The organism is Deefgea piscis (genome assembly GCF_019665785.1).
GTDB lineage: Bacteria > Pseudomonadota > Gammaproteobacteria > Burkholderiales > Chitinibacteraceae > Deefgea.
On the sequence record NZ_CP081149.1, the window covers coordinates 1049457 to 1069000 of the forward strand.

Below are 19544 nucleotides of genomic sequence, written 5' to 3' on the forward strand. Positions count from 1 at the left end.
AAACTGCGATTTTCTTTTCTTTTCTTTTCTTTTCTTTGGTTTGCTCTGCGTCTCTGCGTCTCTGCGTCGGCTTGTTTCAGTACCGTTTGCGCGGTGGATTTTTGCTTAGCGCGCGCCGTATACCATGCGTTCGGCAAATCCTCGGCGCAGCCAAGCGCATTGGTCCATGGCCAATAAGCCCAAGCTGCGCGCATGTTTGAGCGGCAACGATGAAGAATCAAACAGCGTAATCAATTGATCGGTCACGACGGTTACCAGACCTGCATCGCGCGAGCGCAATTTGGCGTAGCGCGCCAAACTCGCCGCTTCGCCCAGTTCACGCGCTGGCGTGGCGGCCAATACATCGGCAAGCGTGCTGGCATCGCGTAAGCCTAAATTTAAGCCTTGCCCAGCAACAGGATGCAGTGTTTGCGCGGCATTACCAATCAGTACCACGCGCTGGCCGACCACAGAATTGACGGTTTTTAACGCCAGCGGCCAGCTAGCACGGCCAGTCACCGCAGCAAATCCAGCGACACGATCGGCAAAGCGTTGTTCGACTTCGGCAATAAAATCGGTATCAGATAGCGTTAAACGCGCTGCCGCTTGTTCCGGTGTTTGCGTCCACACCAAGGTGTAGTCATTACCGGTAGGGAGTAATGCCAGCGGGCCATCATCGGCAAAGCGCTCAAAGGCAATACCCTTGTGTGGCTGCTTAGGTGTCAGCGTGGCAAGCACCGCGTGCTGTTCGTAAGATTTAATCGTTTGGCGAATTTCTGGCAGTTGATTGAGTAACTGCCCACCATCGGCCAAGATCACCAAGCGGCAGGATATTTTTTGCTCACCGCTAGGTGTGGCTAAAGTCAGTTGCGCAAAGCGCGCCAAGCGCTGGATGCGGGTGACTTTACTGGCGAGCGCCAAACGTGCGGGGCCAGAGCTGAGTTGATCGAGCGCGTATTGCGCCAGATTTTGGTATTTCACCACGCTGCCGAGCATGGGTAAGTTCAGCTCATCGGCATTGAGCACAGTGCGCCCTAAAGTCCCCGCTTGCGAAACGTGCACTTGGGTAATCGGCGTTGCTGCGAGTGAATCGGCCCACAGCTGGCTGGCGGCCAGGCTTTGTTGGCTGGCATACGCAATCGCTAAGGCGCGCGGATCATTGCCGATCGATGATTTGGCTTCGACCAATAGCGCATCGTGCCCGCTGGCGTAAAGGCGCTGAGCGAGTAAGGCGCCAACTGGGCCGCCGCCAACGATCACAATGTCAACATGCGGTGGAAGTTTGCTGATCAGCATGAGATTCCTAAAGCGGTTTGGTCTGGTGTTTTAAAGTACCAACAGAAAACAATAAATAATAAGCAGTGCATGGATGATATAAGCAGTGCATTGATGCTTGCCCAAGCGCGCCGCACAAGGCGGCGGTCTTGGGTTGGCTGGCTTATTTTGCCATGATCGCTTCAATGTCGGCGATGGTTTTTGGGCAGGCTGCGGTGAGATTTTCATAACCGTCAGCAGTCACCAGTACATCGTCTTCGATACGAATGCCGATGTTTTCGAACTCTTTGGGTACATTGGCGGCGGGGCGAATATAAAAGCCCGGTTCAACCGTCATCACCATACCGGCTGCTAGTTTGCGCCATTCACCATCGATTTTATACGCGCCGCAATCGTGCACGTCCAAGCCCATCCAGTGGCCGGTGCGGTGCATATAAAACTGCTTATAGCTTTCTTTTTCGATGACTTCATCGAGCGTGCCCTTGAGCAATTTCAAGTCGATCATGCCTTGCGCCAGCACGCGAGTGGCGGCGTCATGCGGGGCATTCCAAGTGCTGCCAGCATAAATGCTCGCCAAGGCAGCTTCTTGCGCGGCAAGGGTGATTTCGTACACGGCGCGTTGTGCTGGGCTGAATTTTCCGTTAACTGGGAAAGTGCGGGTGATGTCGCTGGCGTAGCCAGCCACTTCGCAACCGGCGTCGATCAGCAATAAATCACCGTCATTCATGCGGGCATTGTTTTCGCCGTAATGCAGCACGCAGCTATTGGCGCCGCTGGCGACGATGCTGTTATAAGCCGGAGAGCGGCTGCCTTGGCGATAATAGTCGTGCAAGATTTCGGCTTCGACTTGATATTCCATTTGCCCAGCTTTGGCAAATTGCATAGCACGTATATGCGCCTGAGTGTTTATTTGCGCTGCTTGGCGCAAGATACCCACTTCGTAGGCGTCTTTAATCAGGCGCATTTCATCGAGCGTAGCGCGTACGTCAAGGATTGTTGTCGGTGCACTCACACCAGTGCGCGCAAGGCCACGCACATCGCTCAACCAGCGATTGATACGGCGATCCCAGCGCATTTCTTTGGCCAGTGGGTAATAGATACGCGGCTGATTTTGGATGAGTTTTGCCATCCGCATATCGAGCTCTTCAATGGGGTAGGCGGCATCAAAACCGAACTGTTCGGCTGCTGCGGCCGGGCCAAAGCGGTAACCATCCCAGATTTCGCGCTCAATATCTTTGGCGCGGCAGAACAGAATATTTTGCACTTGATCTTTACTGATGACTTGCACCAAAACGGCATCGGGCTCAGTAAAGCCAGTTAAATAGTAAAAGCCAGAATCAAAGCGAAATGGGTAATGACTGTCGGCATTGCGAAGAATCTCTTGGCTGCTCGGTACGATGACAATGCCGGGCTCTAAACGAGCGGCGAGGTTGGCGCGGCGGGTAGTGCAAGCGTTAATCAATGCAGACATACAAACTCCGAGTGAAGCCCTCAAGGCAGAGGGTAATTATACGGCCGCGCCACGGGGCACGGCCGTCAATTTTTACCAAGTAAAGACAGATGCTGGAAAGCAAGCGGCTTTTGGCCTGATGCTGCGTTACAAAGCGCTGACTTAGAATGACTAAGTTGTGCGCTTCGTGCCTTGCCTCAGGCCAAAATCCGTACAAACGCGGCTGGCAAACCAAACGTCAACAGACCCTTGAAACTTAGCGAGCAATTTTGCTAAATCGAGCGGTGTTATCAACACCATTGGCGTAGGCTTCGAGTTGATCACCAATTTTACTGTCGATCTGATCGATTCGATCTTGCGGACTAGGATGGGTGCTAAAAAACAGCGCTACCGCACTATCGCTCGGGCTGACATTGCCTAAGGTTTGCAGCATGCTCACCATGGCATAAGGGTTGTAGCCGGCGCGTGCCGCCAGCAGCATGCCGTTGAGATCAGCCGCATATTCGGTGTCTTTAGACAGCCCTTTGATATACAGACCCTCGGTGGCGGCTTTGGTGGCTTTTTTAGCCAGATCCAGCCGCTCGCCTTGGACTTTGTAATTGAGTACGGCAGTGATGAGCTCTTCGGTAATCGCACCGCGATTGCTGCTTTTCATCGCTTCGATTTGGTCTTTATTGATCACATGACTGATTTCATGCGCCAAAATCGCCGCCAGCTCAGCTTCGCTACGCAATTGATTTAATAAACCCCGGGTAATCAACACATAACCGCCGGGCGCAGCAAAGGCATTGATATTGGGGCTATCAATCACGCCAAAATGCCAATTGAGCTGCGGTTGCGCCGACTGCGAAGCAATCCAAGTACCCACTTGATTGACGTAGCGTTGCAGCGCGGCATCTTTGACTAAAGGCGCAGCGCCAAGCAAGGTGGCCATTACATTTTGGCCCATGATGACTTCTTGGCGCGGACCGACCACTTGGTTGGCTTGAACCGTGTTATTAATGATTTTGGTCGCCGATTCGATGTTTTCTGGCGTGAGGTATTTACTCAGCTCGTTTAAATCAAAAGCGTGTGCTGGGGCGCTGAGCGCACCAGCGGCGACGAGGCTAAGACATAGGCGGCGGATCATGGACGTCTCCCGGTATTTGGCGTATTGACGCTGGTGTTGCTATTGCTGAGCGGTGCTACTTTTTTCGGGCTGAGCTGGGCTTGTCTGGCGAGTCGGCTGGCTTCTGCATTCGAGCTTGAATAGCTTTCCATTTTATTGACTTCAGCCATATTCGGCTCGGCGGTTTGGATTTGTTCGGCAGACAGGCCTTTCACGCCGGTGGTCACGGTTTGTCCTGACGAGCCGGTTTTGATTACATTGCCAAGTGTGGAGAGGCCATTATTGCGCGTACCTGATTGGGTGCGAACGTTAAGCAGTTTAATCCAGCCCACTTGCCCTTGAGGGGTTTTAACTTGCATCCACGCGCCTTGATTTTTTTGGATCTCAATTTTGCTATTGCTGCTTAAAGTGGCAATGCTGCGTGAGTCGGAAAAAGGTTTTTCGCGTAAATCACTATTGCGAATGACGGTACCGCTATCGGCGAGGGCAGACTGAGCGATCAGTAAGAGCAGGGCGCAAACGATAGGCTTCAAAGTGCTTTCTCCTTGGGTTCAAATAATAAAACGTTTTGCTCACGGCCTTTGACCGGATGCTGGCCGTGGGCAATAAATTCAAAGGGTGCAAAGCTCGCTTCGCACGCGGCGCGGGTGGCGTCTGAGACTAAAATTCGCGCACAGCCTTTGGTGAGCCCTTCGATTCTGGATGCTAGATTCACTGTATCGCCAATCGCCGTGTAATCCAAGCGTGATGCCGAGCCAATCAGGCCAACCACGGCGGGGCCGGTGTGTAGGCCAATGCCAATCTCAAAATGTTCAATATCGCTTAATTGCTGTTTAAACGCGTCCAGCGCCGCCGACATTTCCAGCGCTGCGGCAACGGCATGCTGTGCATGCTCGGTATCGTTGGCCGGCGCGCCCCAAAAGGCCATGATGGCGTCACCAATAAATTTATCTAGCGTGCCGCCATGCTTAAAAATAATGTCCACTTGCAAGGTAAAGTATTGATTGAGTAGTTGCACTATCGCCGCTGGATCGTGTTTTTCTGATAGCGAAGTAAAGCCGCGAATATCGGAAAATAACACGGTGATTTCTTTTGATTGAGCTACTTGGCCTAAATCAATATCGCCACTGGCAATCAGTTGCTTAACGACGCGCGCGTCCAAAAATCGAGAAAACAGCGCTACTGCATGTTCACGCGAGTTTTTTTCGGCCCAATACGCGATCAGCGCCGCCAGCCAAAAATAAGCCCAAGCCCACAATAAAGATGAGAACAGCGGTAAATAGTAATTGTGGGTCAATCCCAACCACATCAAGCCGAGCGTTAAACCGCTAGTCAAGATCAAGCCGAGCGCTAAGCGCATGGTGTTGATGCCGCGAGCAAAACCCCACGCGAGTAAGCTGCAAAGTAAGAGTGCGAGTAAGCCATACGGCGCGCGCGGCGATTCGATCAGCCAATCTTGGTATTTCAGGTTGTCGATGGCCGTTGCCAAAATATCCACCCCAGGATAGAGCGGCCCCATCGTGGTTGGGCGTAAATCTTGTAGGCCTGGCGCTGCGGTGCCGATGATCACGATTTTGTCAGTAAATTCATTCATCGAGCGGCCGGAATGCTCGCGATTGGCGGCCTGATAAAGATCGGAATACGAGATATGCTGACGCTGCGTTTGCCAATGAATTCGCATGCGCTCAGCTTGGGGCATTGGCCAATTAAAATCTCGCGCTAAGCGCGCAGGGAGTGATGGGATGTGCCAGCCGGCAATGTTTTGATACATCGAATAGTGACGGCCAATGCCATCGCTATCGGCATTAAAATTAATGGTGCCACCTTGCCATTGCTCGGGATTAAGTACCCATGGCAGTAGTAGTATTGCTTTAGCGTCTTTATCAAATATGGGTTGCGGTAATATACCCAGTTTTTTTGGTAGATCTTTGATGGGTGAGGCTTGGCCATCACTTAAAGTGAGGTAGGGAAAATAGACTTTGTTTTCTGCTTGGGCGGCTGCGCGTAATGCTTGGTCATGTTCCGGACGAAATACATCGCGCTCATTAAACAATAAATCGAAAACGATGGCTTGCGGTTTTTGGGCTGCGATGTAATGAATCAGTTCAGCATGAATCGAGCGTGGCCAAGGCCAGCGGCCGGCATCGGCGGCGAGATCTTCGAGACTTTTTTGATCGATATTGACCACGACAATATCGGAATGCGCAGGGCGCGCGTTGGCTAATTGGCGTTGTAACACATCGCCAAAACGTTGATCGGCGATTTGGCCAAATTGCACGCCAACAAAATCGAGCACAATGAGACTGGCCAACAAGGCCCAGAGTGCGAAATACGGATGTTTACGCAGCATAAGGTTGCGATATCACAGTAAGCCTTGGGTTTAAATAATGGAAAAAGAGGTAAAGCGTGGCTTTACCTCTTTGTGGTTTATTTTAAACAATACCGCCATTGATATCTAGGCACTTTGCCCGATGGCTTAGGGCCAATTAAAACGCTGGAATCACGGCGCCTTGGTATTTTTCTAAAATGAATTTCTTGGTTTCTGGGCTATGCAAAGCTGCACCGAGTTTTTTCATTGCCGCACTGTCTTTATTGTCTGGACGCGCCACCAAGATATTGACATACGGTGAGTCGTTACCTTCGATAATCAAAGCGTCTTTGAGTGGGTTCAATTTTGCTTCAAGTGCGTAGTTGGTGTTGATCAAAGCAACATCAACTTGGCCCAAAATACGTGGCAAGGTAGCTGCTTCTAACTCACGGATTTTAAGTTTTTTCGGGTTTTGAACGATGTCTTTGCTGGTTGCCAAAATGTTTTTATTGTCTTTGAGCTTGATCACACCGGCTTTGTCGAGCAAGAGTAAAGCACGGCCGCCGTTGGTAGCATCATTAGGAATAGCGATGGTCGCGCCATTTTTAAGGTCAGCCAATTTTTTAACTTTGCTTGAATAAGCGCCAAATGGCTCAACGTGTTCTCCGACCACACTCACCAGATTAGTGCCTTTGCCTTTGTTAAATTCATTCAAGTACGGCTGATGTTGAAAGAAATTACCATCAAGGCGTTTCTCGGCCACTTGCACATTAGGCTGTACATAGTCAGTGAAGACTTTAATTTCTAAGTCAACGCCTTGTTTGGCTAGCGTTGGTTTAACAAACTCGAGAATTTCAGCGTGCGGTACTGCAGTCGCACCAATCGAGAGTTTGTCAGCAGCGTGCGCAGAAAAAGCCAGCGTAGCAAGGGCAATAGCAGTGAGTGTTTTTTTCATCTTTAGCATCCAAGCAAAATAATTAAACTTACAAGATAGATTGTGCAGTGTTTAGTTGTGCCGTGGGATAAGGGTTTTCCGCTGCGGCACAAGATGAAAATCATTGTAAGTTATTTGCGATGAACTTTATAGAATGGTTTGTTCTTTACTAATTCAAGCGCAGCTTATTTCCGACTAAAATGAATCACTAGGCGATCGCCGATCATTTGTAAAACTTGCACCAAGACCAGAAGCAAGACCACGGTGACGACCATCACATCGGTTTGAAAGCGTTGATAACCAAAGCGAATCGCCAAATCACCTAAGCCACCGCCACCAATCACACCTGACATTGCGGCATACGACACCAAGGTAATCGCAGTGACGGTCACGGCGGCCATCATGCCGGGCATCGCTTCAGGTAGTAAGGCTTTAAACACGATTTGTCGCGTATTGGCGCCCATGGCTTGCGTGGCTTCAATAATGCCGCGATCCACTTCACGTAAAGCGGTTTCGACCAAGCGCGCAAAAAATGGCGTTGCACCCACCACCAAGGGTGGAATTGCGCCAGCAACCCCAAGTGAAGTGCCAGTTAGAAGCACGGTAAATGGAATCATAATGATCAATAAGATCACAAATGGGACTGAGCGTAGAATATTGACCAAAAAGGACAATACGCCGTAGACATAAGGCTGCTCTAATAGCTGGCGCTTAGCGGTTAAAAACAACAATACACCCAGTGGTAAACCCAAAATGAGCGTAAACAACAGCGAGCCACCGAGCATGGATAAGGTATCTAGCGTGGCGTAGCCAATTTCGCTCCAATCGATATTGCTCATCAATTCATTTAGCATGCTCGTAACTCCTCAAAATCAATGCCTTCGGCGGTAAAGCGCGCTAAGGCGGCGGCAACGCCACTCTCAGCGCCGGTAAATGCGAGGGTCAGTTGACCACACGCAGTACCTTTGATGCGCTCGATGCGGCCGGCCAAAATTGAAAAATCAATACCAAAATCGCGTGCCATATCGCCAAGTAGCGATTTATACGTTGATTCACCAATGAAAGTCAGTCGAACGATCTTGCCAGGCACATGGGCAAAGTCTTCAAACTGTTTGTTTTCATCAATGTGCTCGCTTTCAAATACAAAGCGGCGAGTGGTTGGGTGTTTGGGGTGTAAAAAGACTTGCGTTACTGGTCCCATTTCGACAATTTCACCGCCATCAATCACGGCAACACGATCGCAAACGGTGCGAATCACGTCCATTTCATGCGTGATTAATACAATCGTCAGATTGAGCTTTTGATTGATTTCTAATAAGAGCTGCAACACCGATTGCGTGGTTTGCGGATCCAGTGCACTGGTGGCTTCGTCACAAAGCAATAACTTAGGATTATTAGCCAGCGCGCGGGCAATACCGACGCGTTGTTTTTGGCCACCAGAGAGCTGGGCTGGATATTTGTCGGCGTGTTCACTTAAGCCAACTAAATCGAGTAATTCGGCAACGCGCTGCCCGATTTGGGTTTTATTGAGCCGACCAGCCACTTGCAATGGAAAGGCAATATTGTTGGCAACGGTTTTGGCTGACAGCAAATTGAAATGCTGGAAAATCATGCCAATTTTCTGTCGCTCTAAACGCAGTTCTGCTGTTGAGAGCGTGGTGAGGTCGATGTCATCGAGCAAAACAGTGCCACCGCTAGGACGCTCGAGTAAATTGATCAAACGAATCAGTGTGGATTTACCGGCACCAGAGTGACCAATCACCCCAAAAATTTCGCCAGCCTCAATATTGAGATCAATGCGCTTGAGGGCAGGAATGTCTTTGCCGTCGACACGATAAGATTTACTTAAGTTTTTTAACTGGATCATGGCTAACCTATTGGCCGCTGAACTGACTGGCGTAGTATTTAATCCGTCGATTCAATACGGCAAGGTAAATGTGTGAACTTAAGCGCAATGTTGCGCGTCATTACGCGGGGGAAATAAAATCCGCGCTAGAAAAAACAAAACCCACTGACAAGTCAGTGGGTTTTAAATTTTTGGCGGAAGCGCAGAGATTCGAACTCTGGGAGGACTCACATCCTCGACGGTTTTCAAGACCGCTGCCTTAAACCACTCAGCCACGCTTCCGTACTTTATTTTGTATCTGAATAAAAAAGCCCCGACAGCGTCAGAGCTTAATTATTGTGTTCATTTGGCGGAAGCGCAGAGATTCGAACTCTGGGAGGACTCACATCCTCGACGGTTTTCAAGACCGCTGCCTTAAACCACTCAGCCACGCTTCCGTTCTTGAACAGGTGCGCATCATAGCAAGCATTTGGCTGTTTGTCTCGCTTTTTTTTAAAATTTTTTATAATTTTTCTAAAACAGCGAAATTTGCCAAGGATGCGCTGGCGGTGTGTTCAATCACTGGCGTGAGTCGAATGCGATAGCTTTTGCCTTGTGCGGCTAAACGAAACTCACGGTTATCGGCAAAAAATGCTTGGGGTATCACTAAAAACCGAGCCTGCTGGAGAGCGGCGTTTTCTGGTGAGTAAATCCCTAAAAAGCTGCGATTACCCAGTAGTGGTGTCAGTTCCACCACAATGGGGGTTTGCGAAATGGTTTCAATTCCAGCATTGACTTGTCCGTCGCGTTTTTTGGTGAGGCGTCTAACGATGCCGATGGATACTGCATTTCGGCCGATGCCATCGAGTCCGACAATTTCACCCACCTGCAATTGATCATCACGGCTGGTTTGATAGTTGATGCCGATGCCGGTGCTACTTTCATTGTCTAATGTCCAGCTGGCGGTTTCTGATGGATTGGCTTCACCGCTTAAGCGAGCAATCACATCATCTAAGCCACGAGTTACTTGAATTGATTTTTGGCTTATATGGCGCTCAGCTTTGCGTACAGGGGTGGGGGTGTCGCGTGACCATAAATTGATTAAATTCTGCATTAAATCTAAATTAGCCACTTGTACTGATTCAATGGGTAAACCTAACTCAATTGGATCGATGCCTTGCTGTAATTTTTCAATGGTATCTTTAATGTGCAGTGTGAGGGTTTCTGTAAACCAATAGCGCCAATTTTCACCGACCATATCGCGGCGCAGTCGTTTTGGAGGCGTTGAGCCAGCAATGTTAATGGCAAATAGCTGACGATTGGGTTTGATTTGTACTTCCAGATCGACACGACTCGCCCAACGCTTGAGCCACTGAATGATCAATTCAATCTGTGCCGATTGTAGTTTTTCGGGCACGGCAAGCGATAGCATTAAGAGTTGAATGAACTCTCGACGAATATCGGTAATTTCTGCATTGGGGTAGGGTTGCAATGGTTGAGTTGCAAAGCCTTTTTGCTCAGCAAATAAGTAGAGGCGATTCAAATTGCGCCAAGTTCGACTATCTAATTCTAGATAACGCAAATAAGACCAGCGCGCTTGCTCGGCAAAATACATTAAGCCACGCAAGGTAAACAACGGTAGATCTTTTTCGAGGCCGCGTGGAAGGCTGGCGCTGGCTTGTTTAATACAGAGGCGATAACCGTCGCCCATTTCATTCCAAAAAGCGAGCAAACTTGGCAATACCTGACTAGGGCTAGCATCGTCGTCGAGGAGTTTGCCTTGGTAAATGGCGACTAAATGATTTTGTAGCGTACGCGCTTTTTCATCTAAATATGGAATGGTTTTAAAACGTTCTTTGATATTGGTGCGTGGATTGCTATTAATTTGTTGTAATGCTTTGATGATTTCAATTTGAGCTTGCAATATGTCACTTTCGGGCAATTCATTCATCATAACGGTAGCAGACTTTAGGTCATAAACCCCTTCGTTTTTATTTTTTCCGAGCAAGGCGTTAATGAGGCTTTTAAAATCGAACATGATAGGCTTCCGGGCTAATTTAGCTATTTTTGATTTTTTACGTCAGTAAAGGTAAACTTTTTTGATCGATTTACGCAAGCACAGTGAAATACAAGTGCTTGTATTTGTAACTATTTTGTGGGGACGGCAGTAAAAAGCGTCCCTTTTTGCTGGGTCGATTCGACGGTCATCTTAGTTTTTAGCATTGTGCTAAAATATACTGTTTAGAGCCTTGGGCGGTTTTCTTACTCAAGCGCGACTCTCACATCTTACACCTTGCTGGCATAGTTATGTTGGCGAGAAAGCGTAAAAGACAATGATTAGTTCGAATGGCATCACCATGCAGTTTGGCGCTAAGCCACTGTTTGAAAAGGTATCTGTTAAATTTGGCGATGGAAATCGCTACGGTCTGATTGGCGCCAATGGCTGCGGTAAATCGACCTTTATGAAAATCCTCGGTGGCGACTTAGAGCCGACCGCAGGTAATGTGGCGCTCGATCCGGGTGTTCGTTTAGGTAAGTTAAAGCAAGATCAGTTTGCTTTTGAAGATCAGCGCGTTATCGACGTGGTGATGCAAGGCCATGGCGAGTTGTGGGCGGCGATCCATCAGCGTGACGCAATTTACGCCAATCTTGAAGCGACTGAAGATGACTATATGCTCGCGGCTGAGCTGGAAGGCAAAGTAGCTGAGTACGACGGCTACACTGCTGAAGCGCGCGCAGGTGCGTTGTTGATGGGAGCAGGGATTCCAATTGAATTGCACAACGGCCCGATGTCGGACGTGGCGCCGGGTTGGAAATTGCGCGTCTTGCTGGCGCAAGCTTTGTTCTCAAATCCGGATGTGTTGCTGCTCGATGAGCCGACCAATAACTTGGATATTCACACCATTCAATGGTTGGAAGACACGCTCAATCAGCGTGATTCAACGATGATTATTATTTCCCATGATCGTCACTTCTTGAACCAAGTGTGTACGCATATTGCCGACGTTGATTATGGTGAAATCCGTATTTATCCGGGTACGTACGACGATTACATGTTGGCGTCTACCCAAGCGCGTGAACGCACGTTGACGGATAACAGCAAGGCCAAAGAGCGCGTTGCTGAGTTGCAAGCGTTTGCACAGCGTTTTGCTGCGAATAAATCAAAAAGCCGTCAAGCGACGAGTCGTTTGAAACTGGCTGACAAAATTAAAGACGGTATGGTGGAAGTGAAGCCGTCGAGCCGTCAAAATCCGTATATTCGTTTTGACGTTGACGACAAGCAAAAGCTGCACCGCCAAGCATTTGAGTTGACTAATTTGTCGAAGTCATTCGACAAACCGCTAATCCAAAGTTTGAATTTGATCTTTGAGGCGGGCAATAAACTCGCTGTCATTGGTGGTAACGGTGTGGGTAAATCAACGTTGATGAAAATGTTGGTTGGCGCATTGAAGCCTGATGCCGGTTCAGTGAAATGGGCCGAAAAAGCGGACGTTGGCTATTTTGCTCAGGATCACGAAGAAGACTTCGCTGAAGACATGACGTTGTTTGACTGGATGCGCCAATGGGCTGAAACCGGCGTTGAAGAGCAAGTGATTCGCGGGATTTTGGGTCGCTTGTTATTTAGTGGCGACGATGTGAAAAAATCAGTCAAAGTTTTATCGGGTGGTGAAAAAGGCCGCATGTTGTACGGCAAACTGATTTTACAAACGCCGAATGTATTGGTAATGGACGAACCAACCAATCATATGGATATGGAATCAATTGAATCGCTCAATATGGCTTTGGACTTGTATAAAGGCACCTTGATTTTCGTTTCGCATGACCGTGTATTTGTATCGTCACTGGCAACGCAAATTTTGGAACTCAATGGTGATGGCACCTTCAATCACTTCTTGGGTGGCTATGAAGAATACTTAGAAAGCCGCGGCTTAGCGACTTAAGTGTTTTAGCTGGAAAGCCCGATGCTCTGTGGAGTCATCGGGCTTTTTTTTGTTCTGAATGATCTGTTGTTTTGGCGAGGGTCATTATAAAGATCCACATCGCAGGCATAAAAAAAACGAACCCATAGGTTCGTTTTTTTTAATGACGTATTATCCTGCAGCACTTGTTTGATAAGTGCTGGAGCAATATACCTCGCCGATTAATTAACGACGGCGGAATTGGTTATTGCGTGCAGGAGCAGGGCGATCATCTTTATGGCGGAAGCTCACGCGGCCTTTGGTTAAATCATAAGGCGACATTTCAACCGTTACACGGTCACCCGCGATAATGCGGATGTGGTTTTTACGGATTTTGCCTGAGGCATAGGCCGTGATTTCGATACCATTTGTCAGGGTGACACGAAAGCGAGTGTCCGGGTAAACCTCGGCCACTACACCTTCCATTTCTACAACGTCTTCTTTTGACATTTACTTTTCCAGTTCTTGCACATAAGCAATTGAATACGGAGCCTGCCGCTGCAATACCTATCAAAGGTCGCTGTCGGCAGTCTCCCGCAATGCGGGAGTGTGATCTATGCGGGAATAGCCGAACTTGCGAACGATCAGATGCCGGACATAGGCTAATTTGTAGCAAATAAAGGCGTTAGCAACTTATTTGCCTGCGTGTTACGGCCAATCTACAGAAGGGCGGTTCACGAACAGCCCTACACTATACAGGTATTTTGCCTGCTGCAACAGCCGACTATACTTTTTGCCGCCAGTTGATATGGGCGGCGACCCAACTTGATTCCACCGTTTCGCCCGCGAGTAAAGCCTGTATGCGTTGTAAACTTTGGGCGGCCAGCTGGGCGCTATCTTGCACTACGGTATTGATCGGTAGTGGCATGCAGTCTAGCAAACGATGATCATCAAAGCTAAGTAAATGTTGCGGTGCATTGTTAAAGTGATTGTGTTCATTCATAAAGGCTAAAACGCCTTCGAGTAATGAAATCGAGGCGGTAAAAATCGCCTCAGGGTAACGCCCTAAAAGGGTGTAACACTCACTCATCATGGCGTAGCCACTTTGATTTTGATAATCACGCTGCCAAATAAGCGCCGGATTGAGTGCTAATTGCCGAGTTTGCCAAGCACGTTGGTAGCCGGCAAGCCGGTCAATACTGGGTGATAGCAGCATTTGCCCACCAAAATAGGCGATCTCAGTCACGCCTTGCGCGAGCGTATGCTCGATTAAAGTAAACACTTGTTCTTCGGCATTGCTCACTACAAAAGGCAAATTGCTATCGATCACGCGACGATCGACCAAAACTAGCGGTAAACGCTTGGCCCATTTGGCGTAGAGCTTGGCATTGTTGGTGCACGGCACCAGCATGAGTCCATCCACTTGGCGCGCTAATAATTGCTCAACCGCTTTGGTTTCCATATCGGCTTGATCGTTACTGCTGACTACAAACAGTTGAAATCCAGCATCACGGCATAAGGGCTCGAGGGCTTGAGCGAGCAGGGCGTGGGCAAAATTGGTGAGCTCCGGCACGACTAAACCTAAAGTGCCGCTGCGGCGTGAGCGCAATAAGCGTGCCGAAGCCGAAGGTTGAAAATGATGCTCAGCGGCGACTTCCCGCACTCGTGCTACGGTACTGGCAGCGATTCGGTATTGTTCTGCTTGGCCATTGAGTACCATACTGGCCGTTGTTTTAGAAACCCCGGCCAGTTGGGCAATATCCGCCATCGTCAGGCGTTGAAAAGCGGTCATGCTAATCCCATAAAAAAGCCGACACCATGGTATCGGCTGATCTTGTTGCGGTGGCGCTTTATTGAGTCACTAATGCCAGTGGCACTGGAATCGATTTTTCAACAGCTTCGCCTTTACTTAATTTGATTGCTGTATCGACGCCCATTTTACCGATAAGTTCGGGTTTTTGTTGCACAGTTGCACTTAATTGCCCGGCTTTCACTGCTTTTACGGCATCAGGGGTGGCATCAAAACCAACGACGACCACATTTTTTAAGCCTGCCGCTTCAATGGCTTTAAATGCACCTAAGGCCATTTCATCGTTGTGAGCAAAAACGGCGGTAACGTTTTTATTGCCTTGCAAGATGTTTTCCATCACCGATAAACCCTTAGCACGGTCAAAATCTGCGGTTTGTTTGGCAACAAGTTTGACATCGGCATGGCCATCTACCACTGAATGGAAGCCTTGACCGCGCTCGCGTGCCGCTGAAGAACCCGGAATGCCTTCCAGTTCAACCAGATTGCCTTTATTGCCGATTTTTTCCAGGATGTACTCGGCCGCCATTTTACCGCCAGCTTTATTGTCGGAGGCAATATGGGCGCTAACGTCGGCACCGTTAACATTACGATCTAGAGAAATCACTTTAATACCGGCATTCATCGCTTCTTTAACGACACCGGCAACAGCATCTGAATCCGTTGGGTTAATCATAATGATTTGGACTTTTTTCTGAATCAAATCTTCGATATTCGAGATTTGTTTTGCCGAATCGTCTTGTGCATCCACCGTAATTAAAGTGACGCCTTGGGCTTTAGCTTCGGTATCTGCCCCATCACGTAGCGCAACAAAAAATGGATTGTTTTGGGTTGAAATCGCCAGGCCGATGGTGACCGCTCCCGAGGCTGTCGCGGCAGGCGCACTTGCAGCTTGTGTGTCAGGACCTTGTTTGGAACAGGCCATTAAACCTGCAGCCAATAAACCAACTAAAAGCGGGGAAAGAATGCGTTTCATGTTTGACTCCAATCAAATATAGAAAAACTACGGGGTATTGCTTCTTATGCACTGCTTGTTATTCGTTGTAGGGCAATACTGCTGTTATTTGTAGTAACCGATTACATTCATATGCAAGGTAATCGGTCTCGCTACTGCTGTGTTTTAGGTCGATTATTTTTTATTTGCGCGATCCAGTAAGACGGCGAGCAAAATCACCACGCCTTTGATGACCTGCTGGTAAAATGATGAAACGCCAAGCAAGTTCAAACCGTTATTCAAAATCCCGATTAATAGGGCGCCAACTAAAGTGCCGAAGATCCAACCACGACCACCAGTGAGACTGGTGCCGCCCAAGACCACCGCCGCAATCGCATCCAATTCATAGCCAGTACCGGCTGTCGGTTGCGCCGAGCTGAGTCGAGAGGTCAAAATCATCCCTGCTGTTGCCGCCATTGCACCTGATAGGGTGTAAACCCAGATTTTGATGCGATCGGTATTGATCCCAGAAAGACGCGCGGCTTCTTCATTGCCACCAACGGCATAGACGTGGCGACCAAATACAGTCTTTTTGAGGACAAACCAAAACACCGCAAACATCACCAACATGATAATCACCGGCACCGGAATCAAGCCGGCAACATAGCCACCGCCGAGCATGGCAAAAAAGTCGCTGTGTAAACCCGAAATCGGGCGGCCATCAGAAAAGACCAAAGAGAGTCCACGTAAAATAGTCATCATGCCAAGAGTGGCAATAAACGGCGCAACCTTGCCTTTACTAATCACCAGCCCATTGAGCATCCCCATACCGGCGCCGGCCAAAACCCCTACGCTGGTTGCGACCACGGGGTCAATCCCATGACTGAGCATTAGCGCGGTAAGGACCGATGACAGCGCGAGGATCGAACCGACCGATAGATCAATCCCACCGAGTAAAATGACCAGCGTCATCCCAAAGGCGATCAAAGCATTGATAGACACTTGGCGAAATACATTGAGTAAGTTGCCAACAGTCAGAAAATCGGGGCTAGTGATGGCCAAGCCAGCGACTAAGACTAAGAGTGCCAAAAAAGGACCTAATTTTTGGAGTGTGGCTTTTTGTTGTACGTTCATTTCAAACCTCCTGTTGCGGCAGTCATAATGGTTTCGGCGGATGCTTGGCTAAAAATGCCAGCCTGACGACCTTGGTGCATCACTAAAATTCGATCACTTAAGGCCAAGACTTCGGGTAGCTCAGACGAGACCATGACAATCGCAACACCTGATTGGGCTAATTCATTAATAATTTGGTAAATCTCGGCTTTGCCACCCACGTCGACACCGCGAGTGGGTTCGTCCAGCAGTAATACTTTTGGCGCAATCCCCAACCATTTGGCAAACACGACTTTTTGTTGATTGCCACCTGAGAGCGATTGCACTTCAAGCTCGGCGTCGCGAGTTCGAATATGCATACGGTCGATTTCTCGCTGCACCACTTGCATTTGCCGCGCATGGTGGATAACGCCGTAGCTGGCATGGGCCGATAAATTGGCTAAGGTGGCATTTTCACGGACTGACATACCCAGCACTAAACCTTGGTTTTTGCGATCTTCGGTGACAAAGCCAATACCGGCGGCGATGGCGTCACTGGGTTGATTACAAATGAGCGCTTGGCCATCAAGCTCGATGCGGCCGGCTACTTTTCGGTTAATCCCAAAAATGGTTTTCAGAATCTCACTGCGCCCAGCACCCATCAGGCCAGCAATACCGAGCACTTCTCCGGCCCGCACTTCAAAATTAATACCGCTAATGCTGGCGTCGGCTAAATCACTGACTTTAAGTCGAATTTCACCCAATTGGGCGTTGCGCACTGGAAAGCGATCGCCGATCTCACGACCGACCATCATGCGTACAATTTCATCAAAATTGGTTTTTACAATCTCGCGCTCGCCAACAAACTGCCCGTCGCGTAGTACTGAAATTTTGTCGCAGACTTTAAAGATTTCTTCCATTCGATGTGAGACGTAAACGATGCCCACACCGCGGGATTTCAAATCGGCAATAATGGCAAATAGTTTTTCAGTTTCGCGCTCAGAAAGGGCCGCAGTCGGCTCATCCATAATCAGCGTTTGGGCATTGAGCGATAGGGCTTTAGCGATTTCGACCATTTGCTGCTGACCGATCGATAATTGCCCAGCTTCAATATCGGGATCGAGATTTTCAATGCCAAGCAATTGCAGATATTCCAAGCATTGCTCGCGCATTTTGATGCTATTGATCACACCAAAGCGTTGCGGCTCGCGCCCTAAAAACATATTCTCCATCACCGATAATTGCGGGATGAGATTGAGCTCTTGGTGAATAATCGCAATGCCGTACTGCTCTGCATCATTGGTGCTGTGGATTTTGACCGTTTTACCATCCACTGCGATTTGACCTTGATCGGCTTGGTGCACGCCGCATAAGATTTTCATCAGTGTTGATTTGCCAGCGCCGTTCTCACCCATTAAGGCATGGACTTGACCACGTTCGAGCGAAAACTCAACGTTCTCAAGTACTTTGACCGGGCCAAAGGCTTTGCTGATGCCACTCATTTTAATCAACATGCCGCCCCCTAAAAAATAACGCCGGAATACAGCACAATATTGGCGTAAGGGCTGGCTTCACCGGTACGAATAATGGCGCGTGCATGGTGGCTTAACTGTTTGAATTGTTCATGCGCTACAAAGTCAATCTTTACGCCTTGTTGGCGCATGGTTTCAGCTTGGCTGGCGACTGCAGGATTAAGGCTTTGACATTCACTGGCAAGTACCGCCCGTTCGACTTGAAAGTCGGCCAAAATGCTATCCAATACGGTGAAATAAGCCGGATTGCCCAGTTCAATCGATAAATCGATACATTCAACATGTGGTGGAATCGGTAAGCCACAATCGGCAATCACGATGCAATCGGTATGGCCCATACTGGCCAGCACCCGACTGATATCTCGGTTGAGATGTCCATGTTTTTTCATAGCAACTCCTTAGCATCATTGGCGGCTAAAAAAGCCTGTAATTGCGCTAAAGTGGGCATACCGCCTTGTGCGCCAGCTTGAGTCACCGATAAAGCGCCTGCCGCACACGCCATTTTACTGGCCTCGGCTAAGCCCAAATGCCAGAACGCGGCCAATGCGCCATTGAATGTGTCACCTGCGCCAGTGGTATCGACTGCCGTTACTTTAAAGCTGGCTTGCTGTTGTAGTTCGCCGTTGGCATTGGTGTAATAAGCGCCGTCTTGGCCGGCGGTCATTAAAACTTTACCCGGATGAGCCGCTAGGCTGGCCTGCCAATCGGCCTCGGGAAGACCTAATGCTGCAGCTAGCTCGTATTCATTGGGCGTGAGTAAGCTCACTTGTTCTAGCAAGGCTTTGGATAAAGGCATTGCTGGTGCTGGATTGAGAATAAAGGGTTTGTTGTGACGTGCGGCGAGCTGTGCAGCCATCTCGATCGTGGCCATCGGTGATTCAAGTTGGGCCAGCACCACATCGGCATTGATAAATGCCGCTTCAGCAGCGAGTAAGTCGGCAGGACTTAGATCGGCATTGGCCCCTGGAACAACAATAATGGCGTTTTCGCTACCGGCAAGGGTGATGGCGGCAATGCCGGTTGCTTGGTTTTTGCTTTGACTAAGCCATTCAGTATTGATGCCTTCATCGGCGAGGGCTGTGATGAGTTCTTGACCAAAAGCATCGTCACCGACGCGGCCAATCATTGTCACTTGAGCCCCCAATCGCGCTGCGGCAACCGCTTGATTCGCGCCTTTACCACCGTGATAGGTGGCAAAAGACTGCCCAAACAGCGTTTCTCCTAGGCGGGGAAACTGCGCGACATGAACGACTAAATCCATATTAATACTACCAACAACCAAAACCTGACTCATGATGCCTCCGCAACGATGCTAATCGGATTAGGTGATGAATTTCTCATCGATTTGGTATGCTAAACCGTAATCAGCAACGCAAAATTGATTTATATCAAACTAATGTA

General features: G+C 48.9%; 17 protein-coding genes and 2 tRNA genes. 1 reads left to right on the top strand and 18 read right to left on the bottom strand.

Features of this window, described 5'->3' with window-relative positions:
* Positions 1–105: 105 nt before the first annotated feature.
* From K4H25_RS04935 to K4H25_RS04985, 11 genes are all read right to left on the bottom strand, one after another.
* The gene (locus tag K4H25_RS04935) at positions 106–1275 is read right to left on the bottom strand and encodes an FAD-dependent monooxygenase (protein WP_221022270.1); all 1170 of its coding nucleotides are present in this window, start codon (positions 1273–1275) and stop codon (positions 106–108) included.
* A gap of 142 nt (positions 1276–1417) precedes the next feature.
* On the bottom strand, positions 1418–2725 hold the full coding sequence (gene pepP, locus K4H25_RS04940; protein ID WP_221022271.1) for a Xaa-Pro aminopeptidase: 1308 nt from the start codon (positions 2723–2725) through the stop codon (positions 1418–1420).
* A gap of 235 nt (positions 2726–2960) precedes the next feature.
* Complete coding sequence (locus K4H25_RS04945) at positions 2961–3833, bottom strand: M48 family metalloprotease (RefSeq protein ID WP_221022272.1); 873 nt, start codon at positions 3831–3833, stop codon at positions 2961–2963.
* A complete protein-coding gene (locus K4H25_RS04950) occupies positions 3830–4345 on the bottom strand; it encodes an SH3 domain-containing protein (protein ID WP_221022273.1) in 516 nt (171 codons plus the stop codon). Before K4H25_RS04950 ends, K4H25_RS04945 begins: the two co-directional genes overlap by 4 nt.
* Positions 4342–6162 carry an adenylate/guanylate cyclase domain-containing protein gene (locus K4H25_RS04955; RefSeq protein ID WP_221022274.1) on the bottom strand — a complete coding sequence of 607 codons (1821 nt, stop codon included), beginning with the start codon at positions 6160–6162 and terminating at the stop codon, positions 4342–4344. The genes K4H25_RS04950 and K4H25_RS04955 overlap by 4 nt, the downstream gene beginning before the upstream one ends.
* A 136-nt stretch (positions 6163–6298) precedes the next feature.
* Complete coding sequence (locus K4H25_RS04960) at positions 6299–7075, bottom strand: MetQ/NlpA family ABC transporter substrate-binding protein (RefSeq protein ID WP_221022275.1); 777 nt, start codon at positions 7073–7075, stop codon at positions 6299–6301.
* Between the two features lie 164 nt (positions 7076–7239).
* A complete protein-coding gene (locus K4H25_RS04965) occupies positions 7240–7908 on the bottom strand; it encodes a methionine ABC transporter permease (RefSeq protein WP_173533324.1) in 669 nt (222 codons plus the stop codon).
* Entirely contained in the window at positions 7902–8921 is a 1020-nt protein-coding gene (locus tag K4H25_RS04970) for a methionine ABC transporter ATP-binding protein (protein ID WP_221022276.1), read from the bottom strand. The genes K4H25_RS04965 and K4H25_RS04970 overlap by 7 nt, the downstream gene beginning before the upstream one ends.
* A gap of 171 nt (positions 8922–9092) precedes the next feature.
* Positions 9093–9182, bottom strand: a tRNA-Ser gene (locus K4H25_RS04975).
* Between the two features lie 65 nt (positions 9183–9247).
* Positions 9248–9337 (bottom strand) — tRNA-Ser (locus K4H25_RS04980).
* A gap of 65 nt (positions 9338–9402) precedes the next feature.
* The gene (locus K4H25_RS04985) at positions 9403–10917 is read right to left on the bottom strand and encodes a hypothetical protein (protein WP_221022277.1); all 1515 of its coding nucleotides are present in this window, start codon (positions 10915–10917) and stop codon (positions 9403–9405) included.
* 295 nt (positions 10918–11212) lie between these two features.
* On the opposite strand from K4H25_RS04985, the gene K4H25_RS04990 reads away from it, so the two are divergent.
* The gene (locus tag K4H25_RS04990; RefSeq protein WP_221022278.1) at positions 11213–12820 is read left to right on the top strand and encodes an ABC-F family ATPase; all 1608 of its coding nucleotides are present in this window, start codon (positions 11213–11215) and stop codon (positions 12818–12820) included.
* Positions 12821–13024: 204 nt separating this feature from the next.
* Here K4H25_RS04990 and infA read toward each other — a convergent pair whose 3' ends face one another.
* The 7 genes from infA to rbsK all read right to left on the bottom strand — a co-directional run bounded on the left by infA (position 13025) and on the right by rbsK (position 19437).
* Positions 13025–13288: a translation initiation factor IF-1 gene (gene infA, locus K4H25_RS04995; RefSeq protein ID WP_027469097.1), complete on the bottom strand. Its 264-nt coding sequence runs from the start codon at positions 13286–13288 to the stop codon at positions 13025–13027.
* Between the two features lie 274 nt (positions 13289–13562).
* Positions 13563–14570 carry a LacI family DNA-binding transcriptional regulator gene (locus K4H25_RS05000; RefSeq protein WP_221022279.1) on the bottom strand — a complete coding sequence of 336 codons (1008 nt, stop codon included), beginning with the start codon at positions 14568–14570 and terminating at the stop codon, positions 13563–13565.
* A 58-nt stretch (positions 14571–14628) separates the two neighbouring features.
* On the bottom strand, positions 14629–15561 hold the full coding sequence (gene rbsB / locus K4H25_RS05005; RefSeq protein WP_221022280.1) for a ribose ABC transporter substrate-binding protein RbsB: 933 nt from the start codon (positions 15559–15561) through the stop codon (positions 14629–14631).
* 153 nt (positions 15562–15714) lie between these two features.
* Positions 15715–16653 carry an ABC transporter permease gene (locus K4H25_RS05010; RefSeq protein ID WP_173533342.1) on the bottom strand — a complete coding sequence of 313 codons (939 nt, stop codon included), beginning with the start codon at positions 16651–16653 and terminating at the stop codon, positions 15715–15717.
* A complete protein-coding gene (locus K4H25_RS05015) occupies positions 16650–18125 on the bottom strand; it encodes a sugar ABC transporter ATP-binding protein (RefSeq protein ID WP_221022281.1) in 1476 nt (491 codons plus the stop codon). Before K4H25_RS05015 ends, K4H25_RS05010 begins: the two co-directional genes overlap by 4 nt.
* An 8-nt stretch (positions 18126–18133) precedes the next feature.
* Positions 18134–18532, bottom strand: coding sequence for a D-ribose pyranase (gene rbsD, locus K4H25_RS05020; protein ID WP_221022282.1), 399 nt, complete (start codon positions 18530–18532; stop codon positions 18134–18136).
* On the bottom strand, positions 18529–19437 hold the full coding sequence (gene rbsK, locus K4H25_RS05025) for a ribokinase (protein ID WP_221022283.1): 909 nt from the start codon (positions 19435–19437) through the stop codon (positions 18529–18531). The genes rbsD and rbsK overlap by 4 nt, the downstream gene beginning before the upstream one ends.
* Positions 19438–19544 lie beyond the last annotated feature (107 nt).

Excerpts from the sequence above, each read along its gene's own strand:
- K4H25_RS04935 (WP_221022270.1), bottom strand. The coding sequence starts at position 1,275 with ATGCTGATCAGCAAACTTCCACCGCATGTTGACATTGTGATCGTTGGC.
- pepP (WP_221022271.1), bottom strand. The coding sequence starts at position 2,725 with ATGTCTGCATTGATTAACGCTTGCACTACCCGCCGCGCCAACCTCGCC.
- K4H25_RS04945 (WP_221022272.1), bottom strand. The coding sequence starts at position 3,833 with ATGATCCGCCGCCTATGTCTTAGCCTCGTCGCCGCTGGTGCGCTCAGC.
- K4H25_RS04955 (WP_221022274.1), bottom strand. The coding sequence starts at position 6,162 with ATGCTGCGTAAACATCCGTATTTCGCACTCTGGGCCTTGTTGGCCAGT.
- K4H25_RS04960 (WP_221022275.1), bottom strand. The coding sequence starts at position 7,075 with ATGAAAAAAACACTCACTGCTATTGCCCTTGCTACGCTGGCTTTTTCT.
- K4H25_RS04965 (WP_173533324.1), bottom strand. The coding sequence starts at position 7,908 with ATGCTAAATGAATTGATGAGCAATATCGATTGGAGCGAAATTGGCTAC.
- K4H25_RS04970 (WP_221022276.1), bottom strand. The coding sequence starts at position 8,921 with ATGATCCAGTTAAAAAACTTAAGTAAATCTTATCGTGTCGACGGCAAA.
- K4H25_RS04985 (WP_221022277.1), bottom strand. The coding sequence starts at position 10,917 with ATGTTCGATTTTAAAAGCCTCATTAACGCCTTGCTCGGAAAAAATAAA.
- K4H25_RS04990 (WP_221022278.1), top strand. The coding sequence starts at position 11,213 with ATGATTAGTTCGAATGGCATCACCATGCAGTTTGGCGCTAAGCCACTG.
- infA (WP_027469097.1), bottom strand. The coding sequence starts at position 13,288 with ATGTCAAAAGAAGACGTTGTAGAAATGGAAGGTGTAGTGGCCGAGGTT.
- K4H25_RS05000 (WP_221022279.1), bottom strand. The coding sequence starts at position 14,570 with ATGACCGCTTTTCAACGCCTGACGATGGCGGATATTGCCCAACTGGCC.
- rbsB (WP_221022280.1), bottom strand. The coding sequence starts at position 15,561 with ATGAAACGCATTCTTTCCCCGCTTTTAGTTGGTTTATTGGCTGCAGGT.
- K4H25_RS05010 (WP_173533342.1), bottom strand. The coding sequence starts at position 16,653 with ATGAACGTACAACAAAAAGCCACACTCCAAAAATTAGGTCCTTTTTTG.
- K4H25_RS05015 (WP_221022281.1), bottom strand. The coding sequence starts at position 18,125 with ATGTTGATTAAAATGAGTGGCATCAGCAAAGCCTTTGGCCCGGTCAAA.
- rbsD (WP_221022282.1), bottom strand. The coding sequence starts at position 18,532 with ATGAAAAAACATGGACATCTCAACCGAGATATCAGTCGGGTGCTGGCC.
- rbsK (WP_221022283.1), bottom strand. The coding sequence starts at position 19,437 with ATGAGTCAGGTTTTGGTTGTTGGTAGTATTAATATGGATTTAGTCGTT.